The sequence below is a fragment of the Bacillus cereus group sp. MYBK5-2 genome, from assembly GCF_051915685.1.
Lineage (GTDB): Bacteria > Bacillota > Bacilli > Bacillales > Bacillaceae_G > Bacillus_A > Bacillus_A cereus.
This window is the reverse complement of record NZ_JBQAFE010000001.1, coordinates 232,169-258,401: the sequence shown is the minus strand read 5'-3', so window position 1 is coordinate 258,401 and position 26,233 is coordinate 232,169. Positions and strand designations below refer to the sequence as shown.

Here is a 26,233-nt window from a genome sequence, read left to right as displayed (position 1 = left end):
TCTCATGTTTTAAACATCATTATTTTTAATTTTTATGTATCTAAAAATGCGGCTTGCTTCAATTTACTTATCGCTTGTCTTTTAATACGAGAAACGTGCATTTGTGAAATACCTAACCGTTCCCCTGTATCTTTTTGATTTAAACTTTCTCCAAATATATAATGAATAACACTCTTTTCCGTGTCATTTAATACGTTAAAAATATCCTTTAAAACGAGACGCCTTTCTGTCTCTTCATATCCTTGCTCTACTTCACCTACAGATTCAATTCTCGCTACCGAACTACCATCAGATGCATTTTCAACTACATCATCTAAGGAAGATACTCGATAATTATTTTTCGCATCCATAATCTCTAGAACTTCCTCTTCCGATAGTCCTAAATGATTTGCGATTTCTATAATCTTCGGCGAACGTTGCAGGTGATCTGTTAACTCCTCTATCGCAAGTTTAATTTTTCCGCCTAAATCTTTAATTCGCCTTGGAACGTGAATGCCCCAAGTTTTATCGCGTAAATACTTCTTTATTTCCCCTACTATCGTAGGTATTGCAAAAGGCTCAAAAGCATTCCCTATCGAATAATCATACCTTCTTATTGCACCTAAGAGCCCTAACATGCCTACTTGTATAATATCCTCATGCATCGGCCCGCCTTTTGAATAGCGATATGCAATGGAATATACGAGATTTTTATAATGATCAACTAACCTTTCCTGCGCTTCATTACATTGGTTTTGTTGGAAGTCTGCAATTAGTTTAATAACGTCTTCTTTAGTAAGATTCGTAGGTTGAGATTGGATTTCCATCATTCTCCACCTGCTCTCTTTGTATATATTTTGTCATTAAAACCGTCATGCCCTCATCATGCATGATTTGTATATCATCCATTAACGTATTGATTAAATATAAACCTAAACCATTTTCCGGCAAATGTTCTACTGGTTTACTAATATCATACGGACCAACTTTTCTTTTTAAGTTATTAAAATCAAAGCTAACCCCATTATCCGCAACCATAATTTCTAATCGATCTTCATATAGCCCAAAGACAATTGTAATTTCTCCAACGTCTTCTTTGTATGCATGTTGTACAATGTTTGTACACGCCTCACTAATAGCAATTTTCATATCTTCTATATCGTCATAAGCAAAGCCTATTCGATTCGCAACACCAGCCATTGTTAAACGAATAATAGCCACATATTCTGCCTTTGCAGGAATTTTCATTTCTATCTTTTCAAATCTCTCCATCATCCCTAGTCACCTTCTTTCTACTTTTTCAAAATCGGAATTCAAATTTAATATTTCTGTTAACCCTGTAATATCAAATAATCTTTTTAACCTTTTAGATACACCGATAAACTCTAGTTTTCCATCATTTTTCTTAACCGCTTTTAATAGCGCTATAAAAACACCTAAACCGGTGCTATCCATATAATCTACGTTATGAAAATCTACTACAATATGAACCTCTTTTTCGCTTGTAATAGGCATTACCTTATTTTTCAAATCTGATGCCGTATACGCATCAATTTCACCATTAAGTTGTACCGTATAACCTACATCATTTTGCAAAATATTTATTTCCAAATTCATCATTTCCGCCCCCTTATCTCGAACTTTTACTATTTAATTACCCATAAAAATTAGTTTTAAACATATTTTTTTATTTTTATTATAAATAAAGTGAAACTTTAATCAGTGGGGGTTTTCTTCATCCCCCACTGATTATTAGTTGAACCAATCGGACTTTTATGGGCAGTTGATCCCCCACCTAATTTCTTTGCTCTGCTAAATTTTGAGGTGGGGGTCTTACTGCCCGTTAAAGCGGGATAAATTTTCTACACCTTTCTCAGCTTAACACGTAAAAAATACTACCAAATGTTTAAACCTTATAAATTTGTGTATATATAATGTATAAACATTATTTTTAGGGGGATCTATCTATGGAAGAGCACAGCTTTAAAAAGGGAGATTTTGTTCAATTTTCTTATCGACACGATCATGCTACAAAATTAGTTGGTTCCATTATTAATATACTAACGAATACAATTGTAGTGGATATAGGTAATAACGAGGACTTATCTCATATAGAACCAAGGCAGGTCGTAAGAATAAATAATTGTAAAAAAGTAACGATGGTTTAATACATAATAGAAATTGTAATTTCAATGAGTGGGGGCCTTCATCCCCCGCTCATTCCTATGTAGATTACATTAAAAAAGCATCCAAATTAGTTTAATTGGATGCTTTTTTATGTATATTTATCACTCTATTAACCTTATAGCTATATATAAAAAACTTAAGATTACTATTCATGATCATACTTACGCTTTCCGCAGCATTCTAGAGAAAAATGTTACGATTAAAATAAAGACGATTGCACCTAATAACGCTGGAAGAACAAAGATGCCTCCCCATTCAGGACCCCAATGACCAAATAATGCACTACCTACCCAAGATCCGATTAATCCGGCAATCACATTACCAACTATACCTAAAGGAAAGTCTTTTCCCGTAATCATTCCAGCTAACGCACCAATAAGTCCACCTACAATACACGTAATAATAAGTCCCACAATTAAACCTCCTATATTGTTTTTATATTTGATTTATCAAGCTTTGGTATGTAACCAAAGCTTGATAATCATGTATTATTCTTTATTATCCAATCCATCACTTATCTTTTGTTTCACTTTTCCGACTTTTTCTTTTATCGTTCCCTTCGTCTTCTCCCACTTCCCTTCATTTTTCAACTCTCTATCTTCTGTAACTTCACCAATTCCTTCTTTTACTTGTCCCTTTGTCTTTTCAACTTTACCCGTAATTTGTTCTTTTAGCCCGCTCTCACTTATATTTCCCATCTCCTTTTCGTAATAGATTTATAGATGTAAAGGATATAAATTTAAATAGAATACATGCATCTTCTTTCTTGTAACCATTCACCGACTCTTTCTAAATCCTTAACGAATAACAAGATTTTTCCTTCATCCAGCTTTTCTTCATAAAAGTTCGCTTCTTCCTCATTAAGCCCTAATTCCTGCATCTTATTTCTTAACTGATCTCCCGTTTTTTGAAAGACATTAATAATGCTTGTCCCAAGTCCTTCCTCTTTTATTCCAATCGTGTTCACGTCTGCATTATCTGCGATTCTATCTGTCCTCTCTTTCTCATGTGTTAACACGTAAATATCTTTTTGTTCTATTCCTTTCTTCACTAGATCATTCGCCGCATTCATGACCTCTTTCTCCGTAATAAATTCATATACAAAAGGTTTACTATACTTCGTTTCCATCTTTAACTTCCTCCTTTAAAATGAATTATTTGTTATATTATATGTAGTACACCTATTTTCGAAATGTTAAACATAAAATCTAAAAAAATATCTAAATTTTGTTTTTGATAGAGAAAGAATAGCGTGATTTACCACTTCAACACACCTCACCCACCTTACAATAACTACCTAAATTAACAGAAAATTGTTATAATTAAATTGAGGAGGGATACTATGAAAAAAATCATATCTATATGCGCTCTAACCGCTCTATCTTTCAATTTAATAGGTTGTACAAGCACCTCGGCTACAGATAAAGCTTCACAAGTTAAGCAAGAACATACACAATATACCTTTCAATTAAACTCCGCAAATATTTCAGACATTGAAATACTAAAAACAACAAATCATACTACTTCCAAATCTCAAACAGATAATAAAGAAATGATAAAATCTATCGTTTCAGCCGTTCAAAATGGAACACCTAAAACTATCACTTTAGATCAAAAAAAGAGAGAATCTGCACATTCTACTATTACCGTTACATATAAAGATGACGCAAAAGAAGAATTTCTTGTTTGGGTTGATAATAAGGAACAAATTACAATTGCTAAAGATGAGAAGAAAGATAAGGTAGAAGGTGTGATAGTAAATATTAAAGATGCTAAAATGATGAAGGCTTTCTTTTAAAATTCTAGTTAACGTTAAAAAAAGAGTAGGATTACACCCTACTCTTTTGTTTAATCATGCTCAATAAATAGACCTTTATAAAATCTATTTAAGGTCTAATTTTGCTAAATCATGTTGTAAAACATTATTTCCTTCTTGTGGGTTAAATACGATTGCACTAAGACCAAAAACATTCGTAACAACATCTCTATCTTTCGGACGAATGATTCTTACTTCATAAGCAAAAAGTGCTGGAGGAAGAGCTGCTGAACGAAAAGTAACATATCGATTAGGTGGCAATGTTTGTGTTGAAGGGTCTATTAATGGTAATAATACCGGAGAACCTGATGACCAATCAAACATTTCAACTGTTACTCTACGAGTATCATCTGGATCAACATTCATAGCTTCAACAGTAAGAAATAACGTAGCGGAGTGTCTACGTAATACACCCGTTGATAAAGTTTCATTATGATGTTCAAAGCATTTTTTTGGAGGGTGACCATAGCCATAACTCATACCAATTCCCCCCTTTCATTTACAATTAAGGACAAGTATTCCTTATAATATATAATGCTATTATTCTTTTATTGAAAGGTATAAAAGCGGATTTCTATCTATATTATTAGATATTTTATTTTTCATTTATTCGCTCTTAAATAATAAAGTGAAACTTTATTCCAAACAATATTGCTATTGCACCAAAGTAAAACAAACTGGACAACCTAGATTTCAAACTGTAAGATTAGATGTTGGTGAAATCGGGCAGCAAAGTATATATAGAAAATAGGTGTTATTTTTGAAAATCAATAAAAAATTTGAACCGATAATTTTTAATTTCTTTATGATTTTAGGTATATCTAGTATTATCTCTTTCGTCATGGTTTCAATGAATGTTGGATATACAGCTTTATTTCTCAAATCATGGATAAAAACATGGGCAATTGCTTTCGTACTTGCATTTTTAGCTTCTAAATTACTACCCTTTGTAGTGAAAAGGATAATGAAAATATTCACTTTTGTTGAGAATGATGCTTAAGAATAAAGTGATGTACTGCGTAGGTTTATTCCAATTAAAAAAGTTTATTATCACAAAAACTTAACCTAGTAAAATGTTTCAAATCGAAGGAAGACACCTTAAAGGTTGTCTTTTCTTTATAAGTAAAAAAAGCCCGCCTATTTCCGTAGGCGGGCTTTATCTTTATTACACAATACGAAAGTATACTCTCTTTTTCACTGAAATTTCATGTAATTATACATATTCATAAAAATACATGTTTTAATGGACTTTATCTATATACTCATGGCAGTAATCCATTGAAAATGTATCTTCTTGAAAGCAAAACTCTCTTTTAGAAAAAAAAAAGACACCCTAAAGTTCATTCCTCCGACTTGAACCTCTTTAATTTTAATAATATGTATTGGACTCTTATCTAAAAAATAATCTAATGTATTCCAATAAGAGAAAGATAATGATAAAATAAAAGTGCAACAAGATGTTGCTTAGTTTTTAAATTTTATGGGAATAACACAAAAGCTAGGTTTGGTCGCCAAGTTTTTTCATTCCTATCGGTCATGAAATACCCCGGTTGGTCGCTGGGGTATTTCTTTTTTATTAACGTATATATAGGTCTATTATGGACAAAATAAAATATAATCTTAGTAGAAGATAGAACACTGACATCTTTGCCGCTTCTAAATCACTTTGGTCTTGTGCGAAGAAAGTATGGTCAGTACTTTCAGCTCAGTGTTCGATCTACTTTAGTTTTTGAGTTGAGTGTTGCTAATCATAGCAGCACTTTTTTACATTCCAATTTGTTCTTTGATGAATTGAATTATATGTTTTACAAACTGGCTTTGCGTGAAGAAGTAATGAATATTTCTCAGTACTGTCGTCCACGATGCTAGATTACTTACGAAAGACTGGGATTCTGTCTTTTTGGTCGCCTTTTTTTTACGTTTTTTCATTCCTGTCCCTCCCTTCATAAGGGAAGGGCAAAGATGGCACATTTTATATTTTAAAGAGTTATATAGAAGAGGACAAGCTATTCATTAGCAAAATAAAGAAAAGACACCCTAAGGTGCCTTCCTCCGACTTGAACCACTTTAATTTTAATAATATGTATTACACTCCCATCCAACTATTATTTTACTATGTTAAGTTATTTTTGTTTATTGAGAAATACAATAATTTATTTATGTTGGTCGTCTGTATGGTCCATGCAGCGATTAACAAGAGGACAATAGCAGTGATGACACCTAAAAGTCATTGCTTGAGCTGATGGCTAGAAACATAAGCGTTACTGTGTATTTATGAAATTTCATTATAAGCAACCTCCTAGTGGAACTACACATTGGTAGAAAAATATATATACTTCTTTCTACTTGATAAGTTCTTATTTTAATCATATATAAAAGGAAATGAAACCGGCTATAACAATCAATGGAAGGATTACTGCGAGTTTATTTTTTAGAGGGACACGCTTGTCTGGGACGCCGGGGTGGATAACAAAAGCTAGTAAAACAATTACTCCAATAATACCTAAAAGTGTATGAATGATGATCATCCTCCTAAGTAATATTATTATTAAAATTATATCACATTCAAATGTTTATAAAGTAAATATTTTACAATATAACCTAGATGTTGCATTTTTAAATTCAAAAAAGCCCCTCAAAGCATCAGCTTTAAGAGACCCCATCCTATCATCTTCTCTCTTCATACAATCGATTCGCTTTATACGAGCAAACGAAAAACATACATGTCGCAACGGGGATAAATGTCAAAAAAAGTCCTCTCATTAATGCAAATGGCGTTTCAAATAAGAATGACCATAGAAATGATACACCTTGCTTATCCCATAATCCTGGCGTCAAGTATAGTTCTTTCGGATTTACAAAGGCTCCTAAATTCATTGTATTACTATACATAAATAAAAATAATATTGGCAAATAACAGATCGCTAATTCTAAAAATGTTTTAGATAGACGCTTATACTTCCCTGCTCGTGACATTGGATCTGAAAAAATGTCATCTTCACTTGCTCATCAAGAGATTTTTTTTCAGTTTCTAACACACTCATATCACTTTTCAACTTTTGCGTTTCTTCAAAATGTTCATCTACTAATTTATTATATTCTTTCTCAGAGTACATTTTTTCACTAGTTGATGTCGTTTTCTCTTTCGTAACAACTACATTAATAATTACAAATAAGGCTACAATTCCTATTAACGCACCGAAAATCTTCTTTTTGTTCATGATTAATCCTCCAAAATGTAAAATTTCAAAAATTATCATAACAGACCAATTCGCTTTCCCCTGTCATATTTTATCGAATTAATACAATAAAAAAAGCATCTGAAACAGATGCTTTTTCTCACTCTTAATACGTAAACGTAATCGTCACTAAAGAATACCCTTCTTTCGCATTGTAAGGCTCCGCTTTATAAGAAACTCGATTTGCCCCTTGCGGATAATCGAGTTCGCCAATTGCCTTTTTCACATCTTGCAGTGCACCATTCATTGATTGCTGGTATAGCACTTCAATTTTCTCTGGTTTTGCACTATAGCGTTGCTGCATTTTATTTTTTAATTCGGTATAGTTATTTGCGATATATTCATTTCCTAAATAGTTTAACTTTGTATCTTTTAATATTTGTTGATATGCAGGCGTTTTCGTACTACCTGCCGCAATTTTGTTTGTCAGTGTACTATAATAATTCGTTGTAGCTTGCGGGTAGTCTCCGCGGTTCCACTCATGATTTCTTGCGATTTGTTCATCTGATAAATTGAAATACGAATACGTGACGCGGCCCTGCTCATCTGGCACTGGATCATCGAATGTTGTATCAAGGTGATACCATTTGTTTTCGATTTTCACTAAATTCCAAGCATGAGGTTGTCCGTCCCCAGTTCCTGTCACAAAATGATTTTCAATTCCTGCTTCTTTTAATAATTGATAAGTTAATAGTGCGTAACCTTGGCAAACCGCAGAACGATTTACAAGTGCTTCATATGCTGTGTAAGCTTTATAAGACGTATCATAAGAAACATGCTTTACTACGTAATCATGAATCGCCTTCACTTTTTCATGATCATCCATTCCAACTTGAGTAATAGAAGAAACGATTGCTTTCGCTTGTTTCATGACATATTCCGTCTGTTCTTTCGTTTCACGATATGTAATCTTAAGCGTAAACGTATAATTTCCAGGTGATCCAGAAAGTCCATATGAAACATTCGATCTATTATTATTTGTATACTCATTTTTACTTGCAACTTCTTTATATGCGTTAAAAAGTGTATTCATCACTTCTTCTGTATTATTATTTTTCGTTTTATATGGAAGTGTAATATTTGTCTCGTATGTATTAATACGCTTTTGTACTTCCTCTTTAAAAGCTGTTAATAATGCCGCATCTCCTGTGTCTTTCACATCGGCATTTTTATATTTCAAAGTTTTATATAAAAACTGCGCATACTGTTCACGTGTTACTGTGCCATACGGTTCAAAATTCCCGTTCCCTGTGCCATCTGCGATTCCATTTGACTGCACCGCACTAATTGCATTTTCTGCCCAAAATGGATTTGGAACATCCTTAAAGGTATGTTTTTGTTTTGCCGAAAGATGGAAAGCATTTGTAAGAATTTGTGCCATTTCCGCACGACTCACAGAAGCTTTCGGTCTAAATTGGCCATTTTCATCACCTTTAAAAACTCCTAAATTCGTTAAAGTTAACACCTCTTCTGGGAACATTGTAGAACTTTGATTAATATCACCGTAAGGATTTTTAAACGTAGATCCATCCTTTAATACGTAACGAGTTCCATCATTACTAAACGAACCGCCTTGTTTATTCGGTACTAACACTCGATAAATTAAAGCCGCAACTTGCTCCCTTGTCGCAACATCTCCAAAACCAAATATCCCATTTCCATAACCGGAAATAATATTTTTACTCGCTAAATCTTTAATCGCAGGATATGACCAATGTGATGTCGGCACATCAGAAAAAACACCCACTTCAGCAGCTTTTACATCGCTGCCATTTGTATATAACAACGCACCACCAATAAGTGATAATGATGTAATTGATTTTAATAGTTTTGTATACATAATGTCTTCTCCCAATACGTTCTCTATTTTTGTTGGTTTATGTCGAAAAATCTAAAAATATGACAAAATATATTATACAATTAAAAGTTTTTGAGGGATATATTGAATTTTAAAATATGCAAAAATTCATATTGTTATAATGATTCATAGTGATATTATGTTATTTTACTTGCGAATATATAAATAAAAAAACGCTCATTTGAGTGTTTCATCTATATACCCAATCATTACTTTTTCTTCACTTAGAGCTCTTCTTCGGTAATAATCCTTCGATCTAACAACTCTTTATACTTCAATATTTCTTCAGCCCCACGGCTCTCCATGCGTATATTGTATAACACTTGTTGTATTAAACTTTGATTGTTCCGTTGAAACATTTACTCCATTTAGAGATAATTCTATTGAATTTTTCACTACTAATCACAAAAATATCTTATAATCTTTATATAACAAATTAATGTATTAGGAGTAGATAAAATGCCAGTTACACTCGAACTTATTCTTTTCATTCTTATAGCAATTAGTGCTGTTGGCTATTTAATAAAAGAATTTCAAAAAACTAGGAAACGAACACTTGGAATTTCACTAGAATTTTTAGTTCTTTTCTGGTCAATATGGAGAATATCAACTATCATAATCTAATTTATAAAACATGAATTCCTTCGAATGAAGTGAAACTCTAATCAGCGGGGGGGTTATAGGATAAATTTACCGGTATTTTTACCACAACATTCATGTTAAAATCCCTTGTGAGTACGACATAACTCGACCTTATGAAGCTCCGCAGCTTTTATCGCGGAGCTTTTTTTATTTAAAATAACTATTTTGTTCACTTTTTTGATACATTTACGAAACATTCATATGTTACGTTATATAAGTCCTTTTTTAAATCATATTCATTCTAGCAAAAAGTCCTAGTCCCCCTAGGACTTTTTGCATTCAAATAATGAGTTGTCTTTTTTCTCAATAACCGAAACTATTTAACGTGGTAAAATAATAATTGGACTGGCATCCAATACCATATTACAATGGAGCAAATCGCAAGAAGGCACCTTAGGGTGTCTTTTTTATAGAGAATCGGTTTAAAAACTACAAATAAAAGAACCTCAATAAATGAGGTTCAAAAAATCTACTATTTTAAATTACCTTCGTAAAAAGCAACTCCATTTTGAACATGTTTTAAGTACCACGTAATCGTCCCGCCACAAACATTTTCATTAAAACTATTAGCATATACTCCATTTGAGTAATAAAGAGTTCTTTTGAATTTACCATTAGAATACTCATAAGGAATTGAGCATGTTGCTTGCTTCGGAGAGCTCACAGCTTTTTGCGTATCAGCTGAAGCTGCCCCAATTCCTCCTGTTAATGCAATACCTGTTGCCAATAGCCCTACTACTAATTTCTTGAACATAATAAATCCCCCTTTAATAGTTTTTATAGCTTACAACTTAAATGTATCATTTTTGTAATTTATGTAAATATCTTGAATATGTAGAAATATTTATTTAATTATTAGTAATATTAGGATTTTATTTTATCAAATGGAAAATAGAGGAATTAGAGAAGCATGTGAAAATACAGATAGGTTTATATTAAACGAATGTGGTCCAAGTCGGCGTAAGGCACCTTAGGGTGTCTTTTTTGTACATAAAAAAATCTCACCATTTTATCGAAACGATAAGCCCTTTAAAACAATAATTGCAACTATATTAATTTTACATTACATTAAGGTTAGAGAATGTTCTTATATTAATAAAGTGCTAAATAGTAGGTGGCAAAATGGAATTTAACGATTTGGGTATTACCATTAAAGAACTTAGAATTAAAAAAAATATATCACAATCCGAATTATGTCATGGAATATGTTCACAAAGTCAAATTAGCAAGATTGAAAAAGGTATGATTTATCCATCTAGTATATTGTTATATCAATTATCAGAAAGACTTGGTATTGATCCGAATAACATATTTGCACTAACTCAAAACAAAAGATTAAAATATGTAGAAAATGTAAAATACGTAATAAAAGATTGCTTAAAGCAAAAACAATATAAAGAACTTTATGAAATAGTAAAAAAAGAGAAAAACTTAAATAATTTTCAAACAAAAGATGAGAAACAATTTCTAATGTGGCATGAAGCAATTGCTATATTTATGGTGGATAAATCAATAAAAACTGCTTTAGATTTTTTAAATAATGCATTAAAACTGACTTTAACTAATTCTGATTTTTTATCAGAAAGAGAAATAGATATTATGCAATCAATGGCTATATTTTATGCGGAAAATAAAGAATATGAAAAAAGTATTAATATATTAAAAAGATGTTTAACTAATTTTAATAAGTTAGATTTTCCTAGAGATAAAGAAATTAAATTAAAAATCATGTTAAATTTAGCAAAATGTTTAGACTTCACATATCAACATGAAGAGGCAATAAAATACCTTGATAAGGGCATCAAATTAGCAATTAATCTAAATACTTTATACCTATTAGGTGAACTATTCTATTTAAAAGGTCAGTATTTATTAAAAATGAAACAACATAATGTAGAAGATGTTATTTATAACTGGAAAAAAGCATTGTTTATATTTGAACTAACAGAAAAAGAATATTATACAAAAACGCTACCAGATCAACTTATTGAAATACAAAGTAAAACACACTCATAATTTCGTAAAAACTACTTACAAATCCCACAGAAAAAATCCTTATAGCTTTTAAACTTAGATCGATAATATTAAAATAATTTAAGTCGGCGGAAGGCACCTTTTGGTGTCTTTTCTTTATTTTTACAAGGACCTGCTCAATTAATTCTTAAAAACATAATAGGGAATATTGTTTTATTTATCTCATTTTCATTCATGCTATATATAAAATTCTTTAATAAATCCACCTCAAATACTAGTTCCTTTTATAAGCCGTTTGTTTTGATGTAGATGACATTATTTTCAATACAATAGAATGAATTATGGGAACATATTTAGCAATATATATCAAAAAACATATTAAAAAAACCCTTCACCTTAAGGCAGAAGGGATCTTCTAATTTCTATTTCAAACTACCCGAAATCTCCGTAAAGGTACCCCAAGCGCATATGCACCTGCATCTGAATATCCTAAACTTCTTTCACCAATAGATTGTATGCCGTGAAATGCTACTTGTAACATTTCAATTCAGATATACGACAGTAAAGAATACATTATCACGGTGTCAGCAAGCAAAAGTGTATTCTGCATTTCTGAAAACAGTAGATGGCAGATTATGACCTACTGAATCTGCTAAGAAAGAATATACAAGAACATCCTTAACATCCTCTCTATTTCCACTAATGATGACATCAAGGAAATCTTCTACTTGGAATTCTGGAGTAAACAACACAATCTTAGTTGTTCTGTTTGGTTCTAAAGAAACAAAAGTACGAGAGATTTCAACTAATTCATTTTGAGTTGGGAAAAAGGTGTTTCGACTTCTCTTAACAGTTACCGTTACATTACTAGTATGACAGCGTGAATCATTGTTTAACATAATGTTGAGAGCAGTTGGAATAATCCCATTTTCAGAAACTGGAACTCGAAACACTCCAGTAGATTTATGAGCCATATAATCACATCCTTCCAAAATAAAATATATTTACAATATATTAAATGCAAAAAACGTTCATTTTGATATGGACAAATTACATGATTAATATATCTATAATAACCCTCGGTATTACTAAGCCAATGTTTTAAAAGATTAACAAATAATTACCTCTGCAAATTTAGAAAATATCTACACTTTTTACAAGCATTATTACAATTAGATAAACTAAAGCAATATCCCATTAACAAAGGGACTCCATAATTGGAGTCCCTTTGTTAATGAGATATTAAAAATGATCAGCATGTGAGTATTGTATAATTTCTTCCTTTTTTAGAGCATGTTGTGTATCACCTGTATTGTTACTAAATGATAATACTATCACTAATCCTAACGTCGCTAATACAAGCTTCTTCATTATTTTAACGCCCCTTTGCTTAGTAATTTTTGTTTCGCTTCGTAACATACATCGAAATAATCACTAACTTTTTCATGCTTATTCAATTTGCGGAAGCGAACCGCTAATACTTCTTCATATTGCCTTCTGGCTTCATTATAGTTACTAAACATTAAAGCATGTTCTGCTTTAAAAGAATGATAGTAATAAGCTGTGAGTGTATCTGTCGATTCATCAATTGTATCAATTGCTTCAAAACTATCTTTTCGAATACTCACTCGATCAGTTAGCATTCTATATTTTAGGTCTAGTAAAGAATAATATAATAATAAATTTTGATTTTCTTTTTCTTCTGCATGTTTAATCTGTTCAATTTTTTCATCTATTTCTTTCTTTAATTCAGTTGCTTTTATAATTTGCTGCGACAACATCATTTGATAAAAATCATTAAGTTGTTGCATAACTGCTTCATGCATTAAAATATTTGTGCTCATATCACTACGTCCTCCTCAACTACTTCTATTCGCCTAAACATTACCATAATTCTGTAAATTATATAATAGTTCAACCTCTAATTGTAAATTGATAAAAAATTAACGGAATATTCTTAATATAGAAAGGAGATTGGCTAACAAATGGTTACTGTATAAAAAATAAAAAACTTGTCATATTGCTTGTATCATATTTGATCTTATATATGGTTCTGTTACAAAGTTTGTTAAGTTAATATAAACTCTAGAAAAAATGAATAAAGATCACCACAGCTGAGCTATCTTTAATCCGGACAATAATATAAACATTCTATTAATTCATATTATTAATAAAGAAATACTTAAATATTCCATTTTTTCTAAAAGTGTATTATACTGTAAATTGCCGAGGGACATATTTTAGTATTTTCTGGTAACTATTCAATTTGTTAGGTTGTTATTAGTATTACGGTAACGAAAACCTTATATTTCCCCTTGAAGATAAAGCATTAGCAGCAATTACATCGAGATATCATAATAATAATTATTTTCTTAATAATATCACGGAATTATAATCCAGAAAATTCTAATCATTAACTGATATAAAGTGCTAAATAAAATATTTAGACAATTGAAGTCCAACAACGATTAGAAGATATATATTAGAAAAGGAATTTTGGGAGATCTTATCCTATATAACTAATACATATAGTGTTGTATCTTTAAATCAATAAATTTTTCGATAAGCTAGTTAATAGATTATTGAATTTAATCTTTTGATAGAGTTAAAAAAATCAACTTTATATTCTAATTTAGAAATTACTAGGTGGTGTCGGTAGTGTTTGAGTACCTTTTAGTTAAAGCTTTATTTACTATTTTCTTAATTAGCCTAATCGTGTTAATCAGTGTAATATGGACTAAAATAGAAAAAATTATGGACGAGACTGTATTTAAAAACGTTTCTGAAAAAACCAGATATGTAGTAACTATGATAATTGTTATGGTGGGAGAATTTGTTCTCATAGTCATTACTTCATTAAATTGGAAAGCTTCAATTATTGACACACTCTTTTTTGGTAGTATTATTTTGTTCTGCTGTATATGGCTAATACCTTATTTTGTTAATCAACAACAAAACGTCGCTAAAGTTATGGATAAGCATTTTAGTGGAGGGGTAGATTTAGGTGAAATTCAAGTTCATCGTGCGAAACTTTCTGCATTTAATTTAGGAAGTATTGTATTTTCTATAGTGGGAATTATTATACCTATTTGTTATTATTTTAAATACTTTTTATAACGGTTTATTGGTTCTGTTGGAAAATTTTTTAAAGATATAGTAATAGGTGAGATTACAGATATTTATGTAGAAACAACTTAGATGTATAAGACAATCCATTTGAGCGAAAACAGTAAAATACCCTAAAAAAAGAGACCATATAAGGTCTCTTTTACTTGTATTAATTTAAAAATGATACTCATTTCCAAAACTTCTACTAGGACTTCTTTTTAGCTGCCGCTATTTCTTGTTGAGCCAATACGATAGTACGTTTTGCATCTTGGATTTCTCTTACCATTTCCATAAGGTTATCATCTCTTAATTCTAGCCTTTTTTCTATTCTTTCTTCACGTTCCTTACGATCTTTTATATCATTTTCAATTAATTTATTTCTTTGATCAATGCGATCACCTAATCTTTGTTCCATTTCTAATAATTTTACTTGCTGCACCTTATTAATCTCTTCTATTGTAAATATCCATTCCCCTCTTTTTTTCCTTCTGGCTTATAATATTTTGCTTTTCCTTCTTTAATTAATCCATTCAACACATCACTATTTTTTAATCTATTTAATTTCATGTGTAGATTATCCAGCGTAATCTCCCAACAATCACATGCTTCCCTCGGCGTCATAATTTCATCCAAAGTAAATAACATTCTCTCCATCTCCTATTTCTGTTATTTACAAGTGAAAATCCAGTTTTTCACAGGCTATTTTACAAAATTTTTACAGGAGATATGTTATATCGTGTCGAAGACTTAAATTATAACCATATCTTTTTACTTATATACTTCCATTATCTAGGACCCCCCCCAGTATCCAAGACTAAATTTTACCCATACATCATTTTTTTGATGTAGCTCTTGAATATAAAAACTATTTAATTTTCAAGGAACAATTATTAACTTACAACTTATTATACGAGGAGGGTGTATCATGAAAAAAATATGCTTTGTATTAATTGTCGACGCTGGTATAAATTATGGTTCAATATTTTCTCTACCATTTTTAAGGAATCAGGATGATTTTAAGGAATATTTTTCCAATAATTATGATGTTTCAATTAATTATATTAGGGATAAAGGCTCAGTTGACTATTTGGTAGTTCCCAAACCGTGTCCACCTTTTGATAATGAAAATAATCTTCCAATAATTGAAGTACCAGCAATTTTATTTATGGAAAAGAATTTCGAAAAAATAAAGACTTATATAGACAATTATTTTTCTAATAACTCATAAAGAAAATAAAAGTACAGTAAAAAGAAGTCCGATAAAAAACGAGATTTATGTCCTTCTGTATCACCAAAATCGGTCGTTTTTGGTAATACAAAAAGACACATACTATTATTCTCGAAAACTACAGAAAAATCCCTCCACCTTAAGGCAGAGGGACTTTCCAATTCCTATTTCAAACTACCCGCAATCTCCGTAAAGATAACCCCAAGTGCATGTGCACCTGCATCTGGATATCCTAAGCTTCTTTCGCCAACTGTACCAGCGCGGCCCATGCGAGCTACGATTTCTTTCGTGTACTCTGCTCCTTTGACCGCTGCTTCTGCTCCTTTTTCAAAGGCAGTTTTTACGTCTACTTCGTTTGAGGCGCTATCTAACCAAGAATCTACACATGGAGCAAGTGCGTCAACTAATGTTTTGTCACCAACTACCGCTCCTCTACCGAATGATCTTTCACCGATAGATTGTATGCCTTGCAGTGCTGCTTGCAGTATTTCAGCGAATTCTTTCACTGTTAGCTCACGTTTTTCGCCTGCTGCTTTACTAGCTGCGCGGAATGCACCGCCCCAAATTGGACCAGATGCGCCGCCGCAATGTTCCATAATAATCATAGAACAACCGTCAAGGAATGATCCGATCGTTACGTTCTCTTGTTCTACAATCGAATGCCACTCACGTTTTAACTGCTTAAATCCTTTTGCCACACTCATTCCGAAGTCGCCATCACCAGCATGCGTATCTAGCTCACAGAACGGTACTTCATTTTTAATAATAACGTCGCTCATTTTATCAACGAGATAAATCATGTTGTTTAATGTAATAACATTATTTTTTATCACAGCGTGTTCTTCCGCCGTTTCTAGTTCAAATGAAACTTCCTTCTCTTCTGTCTCTTCAAGTACATTTACGTACTCTACACTTTCAACTGGACCGTCTACTTTAAACGCTGGTGTATTACATTCTTTTGATAGTAATGTTTTTAGCTCTTCATCTAACTTCATTACCGTTAAAGACATACCAGCCATATCAATACTTGTCATATAGTTACCGACAAATACTCTATTAATTTTAATGTTTCTTGCAGCTAGTTCTCTCGTAACGGCGTTGTTAAATAAGTAAAGTTCTTGCAGTGGTGTTCCGCCAAAACCGTTAACTAGAATTGCGATTTCCTCGCCATCTTTTACTCCTAAATCTTTTACAAGATCATTTGTCATACGGTTCGCTAGTTCATCTGCTGACAGCATTTTTTCACGCTTAATTCCTGGTTCGCCGTGAATACCTACGCCGTATTCCATTTCATCTTCCGCAAGTGTGAAAGTAGGTGATCCGCTCGCTGGAACTGTACAAGACGTTAATGCTAAACCGATTGTGCGCACGTTAGCCGCTGCTTTTTCTGCTACAGCTTTCACCGCTCCTAAATTCATACCTTCTTCCGCTGCTGCGCCAGCAATTTTATGAACTAAAATAACTCCCGCAACGCCGCGGCGTCCTACTGTGTACAGACTATCTTCTACCGCAATATCATCGTCCACCTTTACGTAGTCGACTTCAATTCCATCTTCCGTCGCTAAATGCGCACCGTTTTTGAAATTCATAATATCGCCGCTATAATTTTTAATAATTAATAACGTACCTTTTTTACTAGCTGTTTCTTTAATCGCTTGGTATACCTGAATTTGTGAAGGTGACGCAAACACATCTCCGCACACTGCCGCATCTAACATTCCTTTTCCAACTAATCCTGCATGTGCCGGCTCGTGACCACTACCGCCTCCACTAATTAACGTTACTTTATTTTCGTTCATTTCTTTCTTCTTAATTACTTTATATTTTTTCAAAAGCTCAAGCTCTGGATGAGCCATAACCATTCCGTTACACATTTCCATTACTAATGTTTCTGGTTTGTTTATAATCTTTTTCATTGTAGTTCTCCCTCAATTCCTTTAATATATTGTGATATATTTGAAATCTTCTTCTTACTACTCATGTTAAAATGAAAGCGTTTTATAGTAAACGGACAAAATGGACAATCTGTCTAAAGACACCGCTCTCATTTATAGATAGGATTTTTATATTACTAACATTCTAGGGATGATTCAGATGACCTCTTCTATAATTTCTAAAAAGATAATCGCGAACTCATTGAAATATTTAATGGAAACAGAGTCGTTTCATAAAATATCAGTGAGCGATATTATGTTACACTGTCAAATGCGTAGGCAAACTTTTTATTATCATTTTAAAGATAAATTTGAACTATTAAGCTGGATTTATAGAGAAGAAACGAAAGAAAATATTATAGACTTTCTCGATTATGAAAAATGGGAAAACATTTTTGATTTATTATTTGATTACTTTTATGAAAATCAAAAATTTTACCGAAATGCTTTTAAAGTTATTGAGCAAAACTCGTTTAATCACTATTTATTTGAGCATACGAAAAACTTATATATGAAGATTATTGATGAACTATCTGTAAGCTGTGGATTCAGCCTTTCTGATGAGACAAAAAATACGATTGCCTCTTTTTATAGTCACGGCTTCGTTGGAACGATTAAAGATTGGATTGAAAGTAAGTGCGAAGTAGATCCTTCCATTATGTCTTCTCTTATGAAAAATATGATAAACAATCAATTACTACTATTACTGGAGCAATCAGCAAAGTAATTAAAGGGTGGCAAAAGCAATGAAAAAGATTATGAATGATGTACAAAATATCGTTCAAGATATGCTGCACGGCTTTTATTTTGAACATAACGACAAAGTAAATTACGATGAAACGAATAACATCATTTATGTAAAAGATATCGAAAAAATGAAGCAAGATGTCGCTATTATAAGTGGCGGTGGTAGCGGACATGAACCTGCTGATATTGGCTATGTAGGAAAAGGTATGCTTACAGCCGCAGTAAACGGAAGCATCTTCACTCCGCCTACAGTGGATCAAATTGTAGCGGCAACTCGCCTTATGCCAAAAGATAAAAGTATACTATTCATCATTAAAAACTTTAAAGATGACGTTGAGAACTTTCTTGCGGCTGAGCAGATCGCTAAAGAAGAAGGAAGAAAAATTGACCATATTATCGTAAATGACGACGTTTCAATTGAAGATGATGCTTCTTTTAATAAAAGAAGACGCGGCGTAGCTGGCACCGTTTTCGTTCAAAAAATACTTGGTGTGGCCGCTCTTGAAGGCCATTCTCTAGAAGAACTAACAACACTTGGCCGCTCTATCACTGAAAACTTACACACATTAGGAGTTGCCCTTTCCCCTGCCAACGATCCAGTAAAAGGAAAAGCTTCATTCACATTAAATGACGATGAAGTGTTTTATGGCGTCGGCATCCATGGCGAAAAAGGTTACCGTAAAGAAGCACTATCCTCTTCTGAAATATTAGCGATCGAACTAATGAACAAACTAAAAAGCATTTATCGCTGGAGGAAAGGAGACAACTTCGCTATCCTCATTAATGGACTCGGCGCAACTCCATTAATGGAACAATACATTTTCGCAAACGACATTCGCCGTTTGTGTGAACTTGAAGGATTGCAAGTGACATTCGTAAAGGTTGGTACACTGTTAACTTCTTTAGATATGAAGGGTGTTTCGCTTAGTTTGCTTAAGGTAGAAGATTTGGATTGGGTGAAGTGGTTGAAGGCGGATGTTAGAGTGGGTAATTGGTAAGTAAAAATTATGATGATAAAAGCCTTTAACTATAACAAGTTAAAGGCTTTTTGCAAATTGAAATATCGCTCGAGCGTTCAAAAGAAATTCGTAATTACCTCACTGGATGATGACAGGTCTTCCAAATAAAGCTGGATGATAAATTAACATCGCCCCTACAAATGAACACACTAAACAAAAAATAGCCTCGTATTTTATAACTAGAGAAGAGTTTGTATCCAGCTTTTTTTCCTCTCTTTTATATATCATTTTAAATAATGCTTTATATAATAAATACCCAATAATCGCCCCGAGGGTGTTCGTAAATAAATCATCAATATCTGTAATTCTATTATTTAGTAATTGATTTAACTCAATAGCCAATGAAAAAAAGAATCCCGCGCATACCGTGTTTTTCATTTTTCTAAACTGAGGCCAAATAGTCGGTAATAAAAAACCTAATGGCATAAACAGTACAATATTTAAAAGATACGTCGTACTACCTGCCGTATCAAATAGAGTCAAGTTGATTTGATTTACACGAATCCACGTTTCATATCTACTTATATCCCATACAGTTGCAATCTGCGTCACCTTATACACTAGCGAAAGATAGAACAGAAAAACATACACCCACAAAAAATGCAGAATAGATATAGTTCTTTTCGTTTTAAAATAAAATCCAATTTGAAACACAACACAAAACATAATAGTAAAAAAATAAGTATACAAATAACTCATCAAAACTCCTGTATGCATGTGGAATCCCCTAACTTTACATTTTCATCTATTATTTAGAACATAGTTTAAGAATCGGTACTTTGTTCATATATTTAATCTTCTACTTTGTCTTCGAATATAGGGAATATATTAAAAATAAAAAATCCCCACTTCTTCATTTTCAGTCTCCTCCTTGATGTAACTTGTTTATAGGATAGGAAAAACTTTTAAAATAAAAAGTGGGGTAAATATAAAATTTTTCTTAAATTTTATGTTAGTTTTTATTATTACTCTAATTACTAATCCGCTATTCGTTGTTAGGCAACAGTATGCTTAAACTTAGTTTTCACTTTACTCCTTCTCATCCCTCATACTGTAATACCCCAAATTAATAATAACCAAGAAATACCCACTCATAATTCCAGCAGCAAATGTCCACATGAATTCATGGTGTTCAATTTCATACATAATAATTGCGCCGAGAATTGCGGCTGCGAACCGGTTCATCATTCCGAGCATCGGTGCTTTTTCTTTTTTTACAATGCTATCTCCGAACTTTTCAATACGTCTTCCTAAAATCCAGGCGCAGTACATACTCACCAAAAGGCCAATGCTTATCCCTACGAACTGGGCTGAAAAAGGTGTCAGCAACCATCCCAATAACATTACGCCTAGCAAACAATACATTTGTATGTTGAACGATCTTAATGCCATACGAATCATGTTATTCTCCTTTATCTTTCTCATTGTAATTCCGTATCATCAATCCAATCTCCCAGGCTTCAAGCTTTCAGCTATATCTTTTTTAAAATGAGGGAATTTGATTTTGCTCACCATTAAATAAGCGAGTACACATGTACCAAACGCCACGGAAACTGGATTCTTTAAAAAACATAAAATGAGGAGACACATTGCCGCGAATGGAATGGGCATGCCGATAAAGGTTGGGAGTTTGCTTTGCTGCGTGTTAAATCTCGCAAGCCGAAGCATTCCGCAAATACTATAAGCAAGCGCACATATCATCCCGATAGACTGCAAATCTTTTAACGCGACACTATATGCAAGAATAGACGGTGCCACACCAAAAGTAACTAAATCCGCAAATGAGTCCAACTCTCCACCAATTTCCGAAACAGAATCAAGTTTCCGAGCGACCATACCATCTAAAAAGTCAAACAACATACCCGTAATAATAAAAACTGCTCCCAAATAAATATCGTGAACGAAAACAGCGTAAATAGCTAAAAGTCCACATACAAAATTTGCTATCGTAATCATATTTGGTATGTAACTCATAACACGCTTCTCCTCCTTTCTACTAATTGCTTCATCTACGTTCTTACTCATTACAATTAAGATCCTTCTGTTTTTCTTCCAATATCACTTTATTTATTCTCGTTAACGTCTCGGTCATTTGCTCAAGGGCATTTATATCGATTTTAGAAAAATATTTCTCAATTAATACATCATCTAACTCAGACAACCGCTCTATATACTTACTACCGTTTGGACCAAGTGTAAGAAAATACTCCCGTTTATTATTAGGGTTTACTTGTTTTGAAATCATCTTCTGTTTCTCCAATTTAGATAAAACTTGGCTAACGGCACTTTTGGATACATTAAAGGTAGTCGCAATGTGATTTGCTGTCGTGTTTTCATTTAAATTAATATGAAATAGCATGCTCTCTTGCTGTCCTGTAAGACCGAACTCATCTTTTAACTCCTGGAATAGTAAAATGTAGAATTCATTATAAGCTCGGTTCATTTCATTAATTACTTCTTTATACGTTCTAGTCATAGCGTTATTCCTCCATGCTTTTATTTCGTTTCATTTAATAGTTAAGTTTACTTAACTTAAATATAGTATACCGTTATGTTCGTGTAAAGGGAAATATAACGCTACACTTTACTCACAGTGATACAAAAAAGAAGACACTCTTCTAAAACAAGTTAAGTCCCTTCTTCCTCACTGCTTCCTTCATCCAAATACCCAATTAATCGTTCTGAATAATCAAAAAGAAAATCAATTAAATTCCATATAGACCCATTACTGGTTAAAATGTTATAATGGAATCACCCTACATAGTTACTCATAGCCAGACTGAGGAACTAGCGTCTTATTAAGTAATGCGCATAACTAAAATAAAAAAGACACTTTACGGTGTCTTTTTTATTTATATTCATTGCAATTATCTCTTTTATAAACAAACTCTATCAAACAGTAAAGGAGACTAACAGATGGAACATCCTGTTGCAAGAGAATTACGTTTTATACGGGTATGTCTTATCATTTTGATTATTGTCATTGCATTCTGGGATCGTGAGAAAACTGTGGAAATTACTGATCACGGTAGCGATCCTATCTTAAACACCAGCAATATGACCCAAGTTGGTGAGAATACATTTGCATACAAAGACGAATCGAATCAAATTAAAATATTTAAGTTTAATCCAGATACAAATGAAATGAAATTAATAAAAGAGTTTTATGCTAACGAATATTAATTACATGAATTAAATAATTCAAATCTGTAGAAGACACTTTAAAGTGTCTTTTCTTTATGAACTACAAAGTATGAGGCCCCAAGTCATTAGCTGCAATTACGACTAAGGCTTTTACTATATAAAAAATAAAACATAGTAAGAATAGAATACTCACTTAAATTATTTTTCACTTCACAAACTACATCCAAAAAGTTGGATAACTTCTTTTACTACTCATATTATTAATGAATAAAGCAATAACTACAATAACAACGGAGCCAATTAAAACTGGTGTTACTAAATAACTCCAACTATTTGCCCCTAAAATAACGATAATCGGATCGGCGCCTGCCGGAGGGTGCGTCGTTCTCGTTAACATCATAACGGCTATTGCCATCCCCACCGCTAAAGCAATTGTCCAATATTCATTCCCAAACAAATGATATATTGATAGACCAATGAAAGTTGAAATCAAATGTCCTCCAATAATATTACGTGGCTGAGATAATGGCGCATTCCAAACTCCAAACGCTAATACACAACTCGCACCAAATGGAGCCATTAATAATTCTGTAGAGGTTATGCTCGTTAAATATGTTAAGGTAAGAATTGTTAAAAATCCCCCTAGTAGTCCCGTTAAAGAGTCCTTTACATTTACTTGTAATGGACTTCTTCCTTTCCCTTTCATTTTTGTAAAATATCTTACACTTATTGGTTGAGGGTCTTTTTGCTTAGTTGCTGTTATATTATTCATCGTTCTCCTCCTTTATTTACCAACCATTATAACTCGGCAATAACTAACCTGTAAATATTAATTTTAGAGGTTAGTTATAGAATACAAAAAAAGAATCAACTATTATAAGTTGATTCTCTAAACTTCCTCAAATTTTCGATCCTGAAATTTTGCTACCTTTTTCCGGTTCCCACATATTTTCATAGAACACCATTTTCGTTTCCCACTCTTATCTATAAATAATAAAACACATTCAGGATTTGAACACCTTTTAAGGAAAATCAGCTTATTTTCTGCTATTAACGTTAAAGCATCAAATGCAATTAACGATGCGAGTACATCCTCGATTTCTCCAACCGGGATAGATACTAGCTGTTGTTCAATGATTTTATATGTAAATGGTGCCTTCTCAATTTGTTTTTCTAAATACGTAATAAAATCATTAGAAATTTTTTGCTGATCAGCAATTGCCTCAAACTGTTTTCTCAGTACTTCTCTTATTTCTAATATACTAGATGTAACTTGATTCATTCGCTTCTGAATTCCTATAAGTGTTTTTTCATTCCAAAAAGGAAGATTAACCTTTATTACATATAACCATTCTAATACATCTTCATCTGTTATTAATAAATCATAACGTTGTCCACGCCTAACTAGCTCTGTATTTACTAAATCTAATGAGAGATTTCCAGATATAAGCGGGAATTGTTTTTTGTCCTGCATGTACTCATCACCTTCTCTTTAAATAATCATATTCCAAATTAATACAGCAGTGCAACTTTTTTATAAACTAAAAAGTATGAAGATCAAAGCCTTTAGCCATAATTACGACTAAAGGCTTTTTGTATGTAAGTAAATGAAAAAGGAGCTAATTTTATGGAACATAATAAAAATGGAGTGCTTGCTTTAATTGTTTTATTTTTAGGACTAGTATTTTTTGTTATCGGTATGGTTTATCATTTATGGGGAACGGTTTAAAAATAAATAATAATTCATTTAAGAAAAAGTACTCGTATGAGTACTTTTTTAAATGTCATATAAAAACATTCTAAACTTACTTACATGCATACAATTATCAAAGATAGTTATATAATTGAGAAGGTTTTAAATTATCAATCTATATTTATGTTGATTAGGAAAGGAGCTAAAAATGTTAGAAATCATTTTTGTTGCTGTATTACTTTTATCTAGTATCATTCCCATCTTTATCAAACGGGGTTTGACGAAAAAAAATGGAGTCATTTTACTAATAAATTATGCATTATTATTTGTCACCATCATTGTAATTGGTGCAAACTGGCGTATGATTCCCGCCTATTTCTTATTGTTCGTTTTAACATTACAAGTTTTTTTGAAACCAAAAACTACAGCCGTTTCTAAAAAGTTAGTGATGAAAGTTTTAAAAGGTTTAGGAATTATCGTAACTGCTATCGCAATGTTTACATTACCTTTACTTTTTCCGATCATAACACTCCCAGAGCCTACTGGAAAATATACAGTAGGCACGAAAGCTTTTCATTTAATTGATACAAATCGAAAAGAAACAACTGTACCAAATAATCATGGAAATCGTGAGTTAATGATACAAGTATACTATCCTGCCGCAAAAGGATCAGGGAATCCTTCTGTCTATTTTGAGAACATAAACGAACTGGCCGAACAATTGGCAGTAACAAACGGTGCTCCGTATATCGTAACGACACATTTAGGGCTGACAAAAACACATTCTTATCAAAATGCTAAGCCACTTCAAGCTAAAGAAAAATTCCCCCTCCTTTTATTCGGCCATGGGATGGGATTATATGGTCAACAAAATACATTCCAGTTAGAGGAATTAGCTAGTCAAGGCTATGTAGTAATCGCTCTTAATTTCACAGGATATGCAGCAACAACGATTTTCCCTAACGGAAACCGTGTAGACTCTATACCAATTGAAAATACACCTACGGCCTTAAATACCATAGTTCAAAAATGGGAACAAGATACTACTTTTGTTTTAAACGAAGTAATAAAAGGTAATTTCGATAAAAGTTTTAAAACTATTGCAGACTTAATTAACTATGACAAAATTGGAATGTTCGGTCACTCTTTTGGCGGAGCAACCTCCGCACAAATGTTAGTAAAGGATACGCGTATTAAAGCTGCAATTGATATGGATGGCGGATTGTTTGGCGACCCAATGCCTAAAGACGGTCCTCAGAAACCATTCATGTTGATGAATGCTGAGGCGACGATTCATTATATGAAAGAAGCGGAGAATCAAAAGACAACCGGAATCCAAAATGAATTATTGGAAATATCCTATTTAAGAAATAAAACGATTGAAAAACCGGGCGTGTACACAGTGGTAATTCCAAAAACAAACCATACCAGTTTTACAGATTTAGCAGCATTTTCACCTATTATTAATGAACCAGACGAAGATGTAGCCGCAAATTATACACTCATTAATAAACTAGTAACTAGCTTCTTTGATCAAAATTTAAAAGGGATAAACGAAAATCATTTAGAAGAAATTCAGAAGCAATATCCTGAACTTCAGCTCATTAAACACTAATAACCATTCATTTCCCTAGTCATGTAACCCCTCACTATGCTTGAGGGGTT

General features: G+C 32.5%; 31 protein-coding genes and 5 pseudogenes. 11 read left to right on the top strand and 25 right to left on the bottom strand.

All coding sequences use genetic code 11. The features are described from left to right. Positions 1-32: 32 nt before the first annotated feature. The 3 genes from sigB to rsbV are packed head-to-tail and all read right to left on the bottom strand — an operon-like array spanning position 33 to position 1,599. A complete protein-coding gene (gene sigB, locus ACTFP3_RS01480; RefSeq protein ID WP_440009152.1) occupies positions 33-809 on the bottom strand; it encodes an RNA polymerase sigma factor SigB in 777 nt (258 codons plus the stop codon). Next, positions 772-1,254: an anti-sigma B factor RsbW gene (gene rsbW, locus ACTFP3_RS01475; RefSeq protein WP_000970572.1), complete on the bottom strand. Its 483-nt coding sequence runs from the start codon at positions 1,252-1,254 to the stop codon at positions 772-774. The genes sigB and rsbW overlap by 38 nt, the downstream gene beginning before the upstream one ends. Positions 1,255-1,260: 6 nt before the next feature. Further along, the gene (gene rsbV, locus ACTFP3_RS01470) at positions 1,261-1,599 is read right to left on the bottom strand and encodes an anti sigma b factor antagonist RsbV (protein WP_002106052.1); all 339 of its coding nucleotides are present in this window, start codon (positions 1,597-1,599) and stop codon (positions 1,261-1,263) included. Positions 1,600-1,946: 347 nt separating this feature from the next. Between rsbV and ACTFP3_RS01465 the strand changes: the two genes are divergently transcribed. Then, complete coding sequence (locus ACTFP3_RS01465) at positions 1,947-2,147, top strand: hypothetical protein (RefSeq protein WP_000391018.1); 201 nt, start codon at positions 1,947-1,949, stop codon at positions 2,145-2,147. Positions 2,148-2,327: 180 nt separating this feature from the next. Here ACTFP3_RS01465 and ACTFP3_RS01460 read toward each other — a convergent pair whose 3' ends face one another. From ACTFP3_RS01460 to ACTFP3_RS01450, 3 genes are all read right to left on the bottom strand, one after another. Then, a complete protein-coding gene (locus ACTFP3_RS01460) occupies positions 2,328-2,579 on the bottom strand; it encodes a GlsB/YeaQ/YmgE family stress response membrane protein (protein WP_000522903.1) in 252 nt (83 codons plus the stop codon). 75 nt (positions 2,580-2,654) lie between these two features. Beyond that, positions 2,655-2,855: a CsbD family protein gene (locus tag ACTFP3_RS01455; protein ID WP_000004267.1), complete on the bottom strand. Its 201-nt coding sequence runs from the start codon at positions 2,853-2,855 to the stop codon at positions 2,655-2,657. Positions 2,856-2,905: 50 nt separating this feature from the next. Next, entirely contained in the window at positions 2,906-3,295 is a 390-nt protein-coding gene (locus ACTFP3_RS01450) for a general stress protein (RefSeq protein ID WP_053565103.1), read from the bottom strand. 213 nt (positions 3,296-3,508) lie between these two features. On the opposite strand from ACTFP3_RS01450, the gene ACTFP3_RS01445 reads away from it, so the two are divergent. After that, positions 3,509-3,964, top strand: a complete 456-nt coding sequence (locus ACTFP3_RS01445; protein WP_326035682.1) for a hypothetical protein — start codon at positions 3,509-3,511, stop codon at positions 3,962-3,964. 84 nt (positions 3,965-4,048) lie between these two features. Here the strand turns inward: ACTFP3_RS01445 and ACTFP3_RS01440 are convergent, their stop codons facing one another. Beyond that, positions 4,049-4,462 carry a hypothetical protein gene (locus ACTFP3_RS01440; RefSeq protein ID WP_000120217.1) on the bottom strand — a complete coding sequence of 138 codons (414 nt, stop codon included), beginning with the start codon at positions 4,460-4,462 and terminating at the stop codon, positions 4,049-4,051. Between the two features lie 280 nt (positions 4,463-4,742). On the opposite strand from ACTFP3_RS01440, the gene ACTFP3_RS01435 reads away from it, so the two are divergent. Then, positions 4,743-4,982, top strand: a complete 240-nt coding sequence (locus tag ACTFP3_RS01435) for a DUF2798 domain-containing protein (protein ID WP_242259572.1) — start codon at positions 4,743-4,745, stop codon at positions 4,980-4,982. A 764-nt stretch (positions 4,983-5,746) separates the two neighbouring features. Here ACTFP3_RS01435 and ACTFP3_RS01430 read toward each other — a convergent pair. From ACTFP3_RS01430 to ACTFP3_RS01410, 5 genes and pseudogenes are all read right to left on the bottom strand, one after another. Then, a complete protein-coding gene (locus tag ACTFP3_RS01430) occupies positions 5,747-5,911 on the bottom strand; it encodes a hypothetical protein (RefSeq protein ID WP_000746319.1) in 165 nt (54 codons plus the stop codon). Positions 5,912-6,649: 738 nt separating this feature from the next. Continuing rightward, positions 6,650-6,985, bottom strand: a pseudogene (locus ACTFP3_RS01425) (DUF2812 domain-containing protein); the annotation flags it as partial. Next, a pseudogene (locus ACTFP3_RS01420) lies at positions 6,946-7,203 on the bottom strand (hypothetical protein); the annotation flags it as partial. The pseudogenes ACTFP3_RS01420 and ACTFP3_RS01425, both read right to left, overlap by 40 nt. A gap of 124 nt (positions 7,204-7,327) precedes the next feature. Beyond that, positions 7,328-9,061, bottom strand: coding sequence for an S-layer homology domain-containing protein (locus tag ACTFP3_RS01415; RefSeq protein WP_440009148.1), 1,734 nt, complete (start codon positions 9,059-9,061; stop codon positions 7,328-7,330). Between the two features lie 242 nt (positions 9,062-9,303). Continuing rightward, the gene (locus ACTFP3_RS01410; protein WP_264299186.1) at positions 9,304-9,438 is read right to left on the bottom strand and encodes a hypothetical protein; all 135 of its coding nucleotides are present in this window, start codon (positions 9,436-9,438) and stop codon (positions 9,304-9,306) included. 100 nt (positions 9,439-9,538) lie between these two features. On the opposite strand from ACTFP3_RS01410, the gene ACTFP3_RS01405 reads away from it, so the two are divergent. Further along, a complete protein-coding gene (locus ACTFP3_RS01405; RefSeq protein ID WP_001145511.1) occupies positions 9,539-9,703 on the top strand; it encodes a hypothetical protein in 165 nt (54 codons plus the stop codon). A 490-nt stretch (positions 9,704-10,193) separates the two neighbouring features. On the opposite strand, the gene ACTFP3_RS01400 is transcribed toward ACTFP3_RS01405, so the two are convergent. Further along, positions 10,194-10,475: an LCI fold-containing protein gene (locus ACTFP3_RS01400; RefSeq protein ID WP_000473837.1), complete on the bottom strand. Its 282-nt coding sequence runs from the start codon at positions 10,473-10,475 to the stop codon at positions 10,194-10,196. A 368-nt stretch (positions 10,476-10,843) separates the two neighbouring features. Between ACTFP3_RS01400 and ACTFP3_RS01395 the strand changes: the two genes are divergently transcribed. Then, positions 10,844-11,737: a helix-turn-helix domain-containing protein gene (locus ACTFP3_RS01395; protein ID WP_326035684.1), complete on the top strand. Its 894-nt coding sequence runs from the start codon at positions 10,844-10,846 to the stop codon at positions 11,735-11,737. A 542-nt stretch (positions 11,738-12,279) separates the two neighbouring features. Here the strand turns inward: ACTFP3_RS01395 and ACTFP3_RS01390 are convergent. From ACTFP3_RS01390 to ACTFP3_RS01380, 3 genes and pseudogenes are all read right to left on the bottom strand, one after another. Next, positions 12,280-12,669 (bottom strand): hypothetical protein, encoded by a 390-nt coding sequence (locus ACTFP3_RS01390; RefSeq protein ID WP_000940664.1) that lies wholly within the window; start codon positions 12,667-12,669, stop codon positions 12,280-12,282. 268 nt (positions 12,670-12,937) lie between these two features. Continuing rightward, on the bottom strand, positions 12,938-13,066 hold the full coding sequence (locus ACTFP3_RS01385) for a hypothetical protein (protein ID WP_000737558.1): 129 nt from the start codon (positions 13,064-13,066) through the stop codon (positions 12,938-12,940). Positions 13,067-13,176: 110 nt separating this feature from the next. Beyond that, positions 13,177-13,539, bottom strand: a pseudogene (locus ACTFP3_RS01380) (tetratricopeptide repeat protein); the annotation flags it as partial. Positions 13,540-14,353: 814 nt separating this feature from the next. Here ACTFP3_RS01380 and ACTFP3_RS01375 point away from each other — a divergent pair. Beyond that, entirely contained in the window at positions 14,354-14,812 is a 459-nt protein-coding gene (locus tag ACTFP3_RS01375; RefSeq protein ID WP_000464477.1) for a hypothetical protein, read from the top strand. Positions 14,813-15,008: 196 nt separating this feature from the next. Here ACTFP3_RS01375 and ACTFP3_RS01370 read toward each other — a convergent pair. Both ACTFP3_RS01370 and ACTFP3_RS01365 read right to left on the bottom strand, forming a co-directional pair. Beyond that, a pseudogene (locus ACTFP3_RS01370) lies at positions 15,009-15,260 on the bottom strand (DUF3967 domain-containing protein); the annotation flags it as partial. Beyond that, positions 15,246-15,448: pseudogene (locus tag ACTFP3_RS01365) on the bottom strand (hypothetical protein); the annotation flags it as partial. The pseudogenes ACTFP3_RS01370 and ACTFP3_RS01365, both read right to left, overlap by 15 nt. 280 nt (positions 15,449-15,728) lie before the next feature. Here ACTFP3_RS01365 and ACTFP3_RS01360 point away from each other — a divergent pair. Then, positions 15,729-16,031 carry a hypothetical protein gene (locus tag ACTFP3_RS01360; RefSeq protein ID WP_326035686.1) on the top strand — a complete coding sequence of 101 codons (303 nt, stop codon included), beginning with the start codon at positions 15,729-15,731 and terminating at the stop codon, positions 16,029-16,031. A 164-nt stretch (positions 16,032-16,195) separates the two neighbouring features. On the opposite strand, the gene dhaK is transcribed toward ACTFP3_RS01360, so the two are convergent. Next, positions 16,196-17,947 (bottom strand): dihydroxyacetone kinase subunit DhaK, encoded by a 1,752-nt coding sequence (gene dhaK, locus ACTFP3_RS01355; protein ID WP_326035687.1) that lies wholly within the window; start codon positions 17,945-17,947, stop codon positions 16,196-16,198. 178 nt (positions 17,948-18,125) lie between these two features. Here dhaK and dhaS point away from each other — a divergent pair, with 178 nt between their 5' ends. Together dhaS and dhaQ are read left to right on the top strand one after the other, a co-directional pair. Continuing rightward, complete coding sequence (dhaS, locus tag ACTFP3_RS01350; RefSeq protein WP_000204212.1) at positions 18,126-18,692, top strand: dihydroxyacetone kinase transcriptional activator DhaS; 567 nt, start codon at positions 18,126-18,128, stop codon at positions 18,690-18,692. 19 nt (positions 18,693-18,711) lie between these two features. Beyond that, positions 18,712-19,710: a DhaKLM operon coactivator DhaQ gene (gene dhaQ / locus ACTFP3_RS01345; protein WP_326035688.1), complete on the top strand. Its 999-nt coding sequence runs from the start codon at positions 18,712-18,714 to the stop codon at positions 19,708-19,710. 99 nt (positions 19,711-19,809) lie between these two features. Here the strand turns inward: dhaQ and ACTFP3_RS01340 are convergent, their stop codons facing one another. The 4 genes from ACTFP3_RS01340 to ACTFP3_RS01325 form a co-directional block, all read right to left on the bottom strand. Further along, a complete protein-coding gene (locus ACTFP3_RS01340) occupies positions 19,810-20,448 on the bottom strand; it encodes a VanZ family protein (RefSeq protein ID WP_326035689.1) in 639 nt (212 codons plus the stop codon). 312 nt (positions 20,449-20,760) lie between these two features. Further along, positions 20,761-21,132 (bottom strand): ATP synthase subunit I, encoded by a 372-nt coding sequence (locus ACTFP3_RS01335; RefSeq protein ID WP_149149372.1) that lies wholly within the window; start codon positions 21,130-21,132, stop codon positions 20,761-20,763. A 39-nt stretch (positions 21,133-21,171) separates the two neighbouring features. Further along, the gene (gene pssA / locus ACTFP3_RS01330; protein WP_000042263.1) at positions 21,172-21,756 is read right to left on the bottom strand and encodes a CDP-diacylglycerol--serine O-phosphatidyltransferase; all 585 of its coding nucleotides are present in this window, start codon (positions 21,754-21,756) and stop codon (positions 21,172-21,174) included. Continuing rightward, positions 21,749-22,207: a MarR family winged helix-turn-helix transcriptional regulator gene (locus ACTFP3_RS01325; RefSeq protein ID WP_023521311.1), complete on the bottom strand. Its 459-nt coding sequence runs from the start codon at positions 22,205-22,207 to the stop codon at positions 21,749-21,751. Before ACTFP3_RS01325 ends, pssA begins: the two co-directional genes overlap by 8 nt. A gap of 440 nt (positions 22,208-22,647) precedes the next feature. Here ACTFP3_RS01325 and ACTFP3_RS01320 point away from each other — a divergent pair, with 440 nt between their 5' ends. Beyond that, positions 22,648-22,914, top strand: coding sequence for a YmzC family protein (locus ACTFP3_RS01320; protein ID WP_326035690.1), 267 nt, complete (start codon positions 22,648-22,650; stop codon positions 22,912-22,914). A 178-nt stretch (positions 22,915-23,092) separates the two neighbouring features. Here ACTFP3_RS01320 and ACTFP3_RS01315 read toward each other — a convergent pair whose 3' ends face one another. Together ACTFP3_RS01315 and ACTFP3_RS01310 are read right to left on the bottom strand one after the other, a co-directional pair. Further along, the gene (locus ACTFP3_RS01315; protein ID WP_001059994.1) at positions 23,093-23,647 is read right to left on the bottom strand and encodes an HPP family protein; all 555 of its coding nucleotides are present in this window, start codon (positions 23,645-23,647) and stop codon (positions 23,093-23,095) included. Between the two features lie 117 nt (positions 23,648-23,764). Further along, complete coding sequence (locus ACTFP3_RS01310; RefSeq protein WP_326035691.1) at positions 23,765-24,349, bottom strand: CGNR zinc finger domain-containing protein; 585 nt, start codon at positions 24,347-24,349, stop codon at positions 23,765-23,767. A gap of 427 nt (positions 24,350-24,776) precedes the next feature. On the opposite strand from ACTFP3_RS01310, the gene ACTFP3_RS01305 reads away from it, so the two are divergent. Further along, complete coding sequence (locus ACTFP3_RS01305) at positions 24,777-26,183, top strand: alpha/beta hydrolase family protein (RefSeq protein WP_000889696.1); 1,407 nt, start codon at positions 24,777-24,779, stop codon at positions 26,181-26,183. Positions 26,184-26,233: the final 50 nt, after the last annotated feature.

What these genes read in the sequence shown, in the direction of transcription:
- sigB (WP_440009152.1), bottom strand. Translation starts at nt 809, where the DNA reads ATGATGGAAATCCAATCTCAACCTACGAATCTTACTAAAGAAGACGTT.
- rsbW (WP_000970572.1), bottom strand. Translation starts at nt 1,254, where the DNA reads ATGATGGAGAGATTTGAAAAGATAGAAATGAAAATTCCTGCAAAGGCA.
- rsbV (WP_002106052.1), bottom strand. Translation starts at nt 1,599, where the DNA reads ATGATGAATTTGGAAATAAATATTTTGCAAAATGATGTAGGTTATACG.
- ACTFP3_RS01465 (WP_000391018.1), top strand. Translation starts at nt 1,947, where the DNA reads ATGGAAGAGCACAGCTTTAAAAAGGGAGATTTTGTTCAATTTTCTTAT.
- ACTFP3_RS01450 (WP_053565103.1), bottom strand. Translation starts at nt 3,295, where the DNA reads ATGGAAACGAAGTATAGTAAACCTTTTGTATATGAATTTATTACGGAG.
- ACTFP3_RS01445 (WP_326035682.1), top strand. Translation starts at nt 3,509, where the DNA reads ATGAAAAAAATCATATCTATATGCGCTCTAACCGCTCTATCTTTCAAT.
- ACTFP3_RS01440 (WP_000120217.1), bottom strand. Translation starts at nt 4,462, where the DNA reads ATGAGTTATGGCTATGGTCACCCTCCAAAAAAATGCTTTGAACATCAT.
- ACTFP3_RS01430 (WP_000746319.1), bottom strand. Translation starts at nt 5,911, where the DNA reads ATGAAAAAACGTAAAAAAAAGGCGACCAAAAAGACAGAATCCCAGTCT.
- ACTFP3_RS01415 (WP_440009148.1), bottom strand. Translation starts at nt 9,061, where the DNA reads ATGTATACAAAACTATTAAAATCAATTACATCATTATCACTTATTGGT.
- ACTFP3_RS01410 (WP_264299186.1), bottom strand. Translation starts at nt 9,438, where the DNA reads ATGTTTCAACGGAACAATCAAAGTTTAATACAACAAGTGTTATACAAT.
- ACTFP3_RS01405 (WP_001145511.1), top strand. Translation starts at nt 9,539, where the DNA reads ATGCCAGTTACACTCGAACTTATTCTTTTCATTCTTATAGCAATTAGT.
- ACTFP3_RS01400 (WP_000473837.1), bottom strand. Translation starts at nt 10,475, where the DNA reads ATGTTCAAGAAATTAGTAGTAGGGCTATTGGCAACAGGTATTGCATTA.
- ACTFP3_RS01395 (WP_326035684.1), top strand. Translation starts at nt 10,844, where the DNA reads ATGGAATTTAACGATTTGGGTATTACCATTAAAGAACTTAGAATTAAA.
- ACTFP3_RS01390 (WP_000940664.1), bottom strand. Translation starts at nt 12,669, where the DNA reads ATGGCTCATAAATCTACTGGAGTGTTTCGAGTTCCAGTTTCTGAAAAT.
- ACTFP3_RS01385 (WP_000737558.1), bottom strand. Translation starts at nt 13,066, where the DNA reads ATGAAGAAGCTTGTATTAGCGACGTTAGGATTAGTGATAGTATTATCA.
- ACTFP3_RS01360 (WP_326035686.1), top strand. Translation starts at nt 15,729, where the DNA reads ATGAAAAAAATATGCTTTGTATTAATTGTCGACGCTGGTATAAATTAT.
- dhaK (WP_326035687.1), bottom strand. Translation starts at nt 17,947, where the DNA reads ATGAAAAAGATTATAAACAAACCAGAAACATTAGTAATGGAAATGTGT.
- dhaS (WP_000204212.1), top strand. Translation starts at nt 18,126, where the DNA reads ATGACCTCTTCTATAATTTCTAAAAAGATAATCGCGAACTCATTGAAA.
- dhaQ (WP_326035688.1), top strand. Translation starts at nt 18,712, where the DNA reads ATGAAAAAGATTATGAATGATGTACAAAATATCGTTCAAGATATGCTG.
- ACTFP3_RS01340 (WP_326035689.1), bottom strand. Translation starts at nt 20,448, where the DNA reads ATGCATACAGGAGTTTTGATGAGTTATTTGTATACTTATTTTTTTACT.
- ACTFP3_RS01335 (WP_149149372.1), bottom strand. Translation starts at nt 21,132, where the DNA reads ATGATTCGTATGGCATTAAGATCGTTCAACATACAAATGTATTGTTTG.
- pssA (WP_000042263.1), bottom strand. Translation starts at nt 21,756, where the DNA reads ATGAGTAAGAACGTAGATGAAGCAATTAGTAGAAAGGAGGAGAAGCGT.
- ACTFP3_RS01325 (WP_023521311.1), bottom strand. Translation starts at nt 22,207, where the DNA reads ATGACTAGAACGTATAAAGAAGTAATTAATGAAATGAACCGAGCTTAT.
- ACTFP3_RS01320 (WP_326035690.1), top strand. Translation starts at nt 22,648, where the DNA reads ATGGAACATCCTGTTGCAAGAGAATTACGTTTTATACGGGTATGTCTT.
- ACTFP3_RS01315 (WP_001059994.1), bottom strand. Translation starts at nt 23,647, where the DNA reads ATGAATAATATAACAGCAACTAAGCAAAAAGACCCTCAACCAATAAGT.
- ACTFP3_RS01310 (WP_326035691.1), bottom strand. Translation starts at nt 24,349, where the DNA reads ATGCAGGACAAAAAACAATTCCCGCTTATATCTGGAAATCTCTCATTA.
- ACTFP3_RS01305 (WP_000889696.1), top strand. Translation starts at nt 24,777, where the DNA reads ATGTTAGAAATCATTTTTGTTGCTGTATTACTTTTATCTAGTATCATT.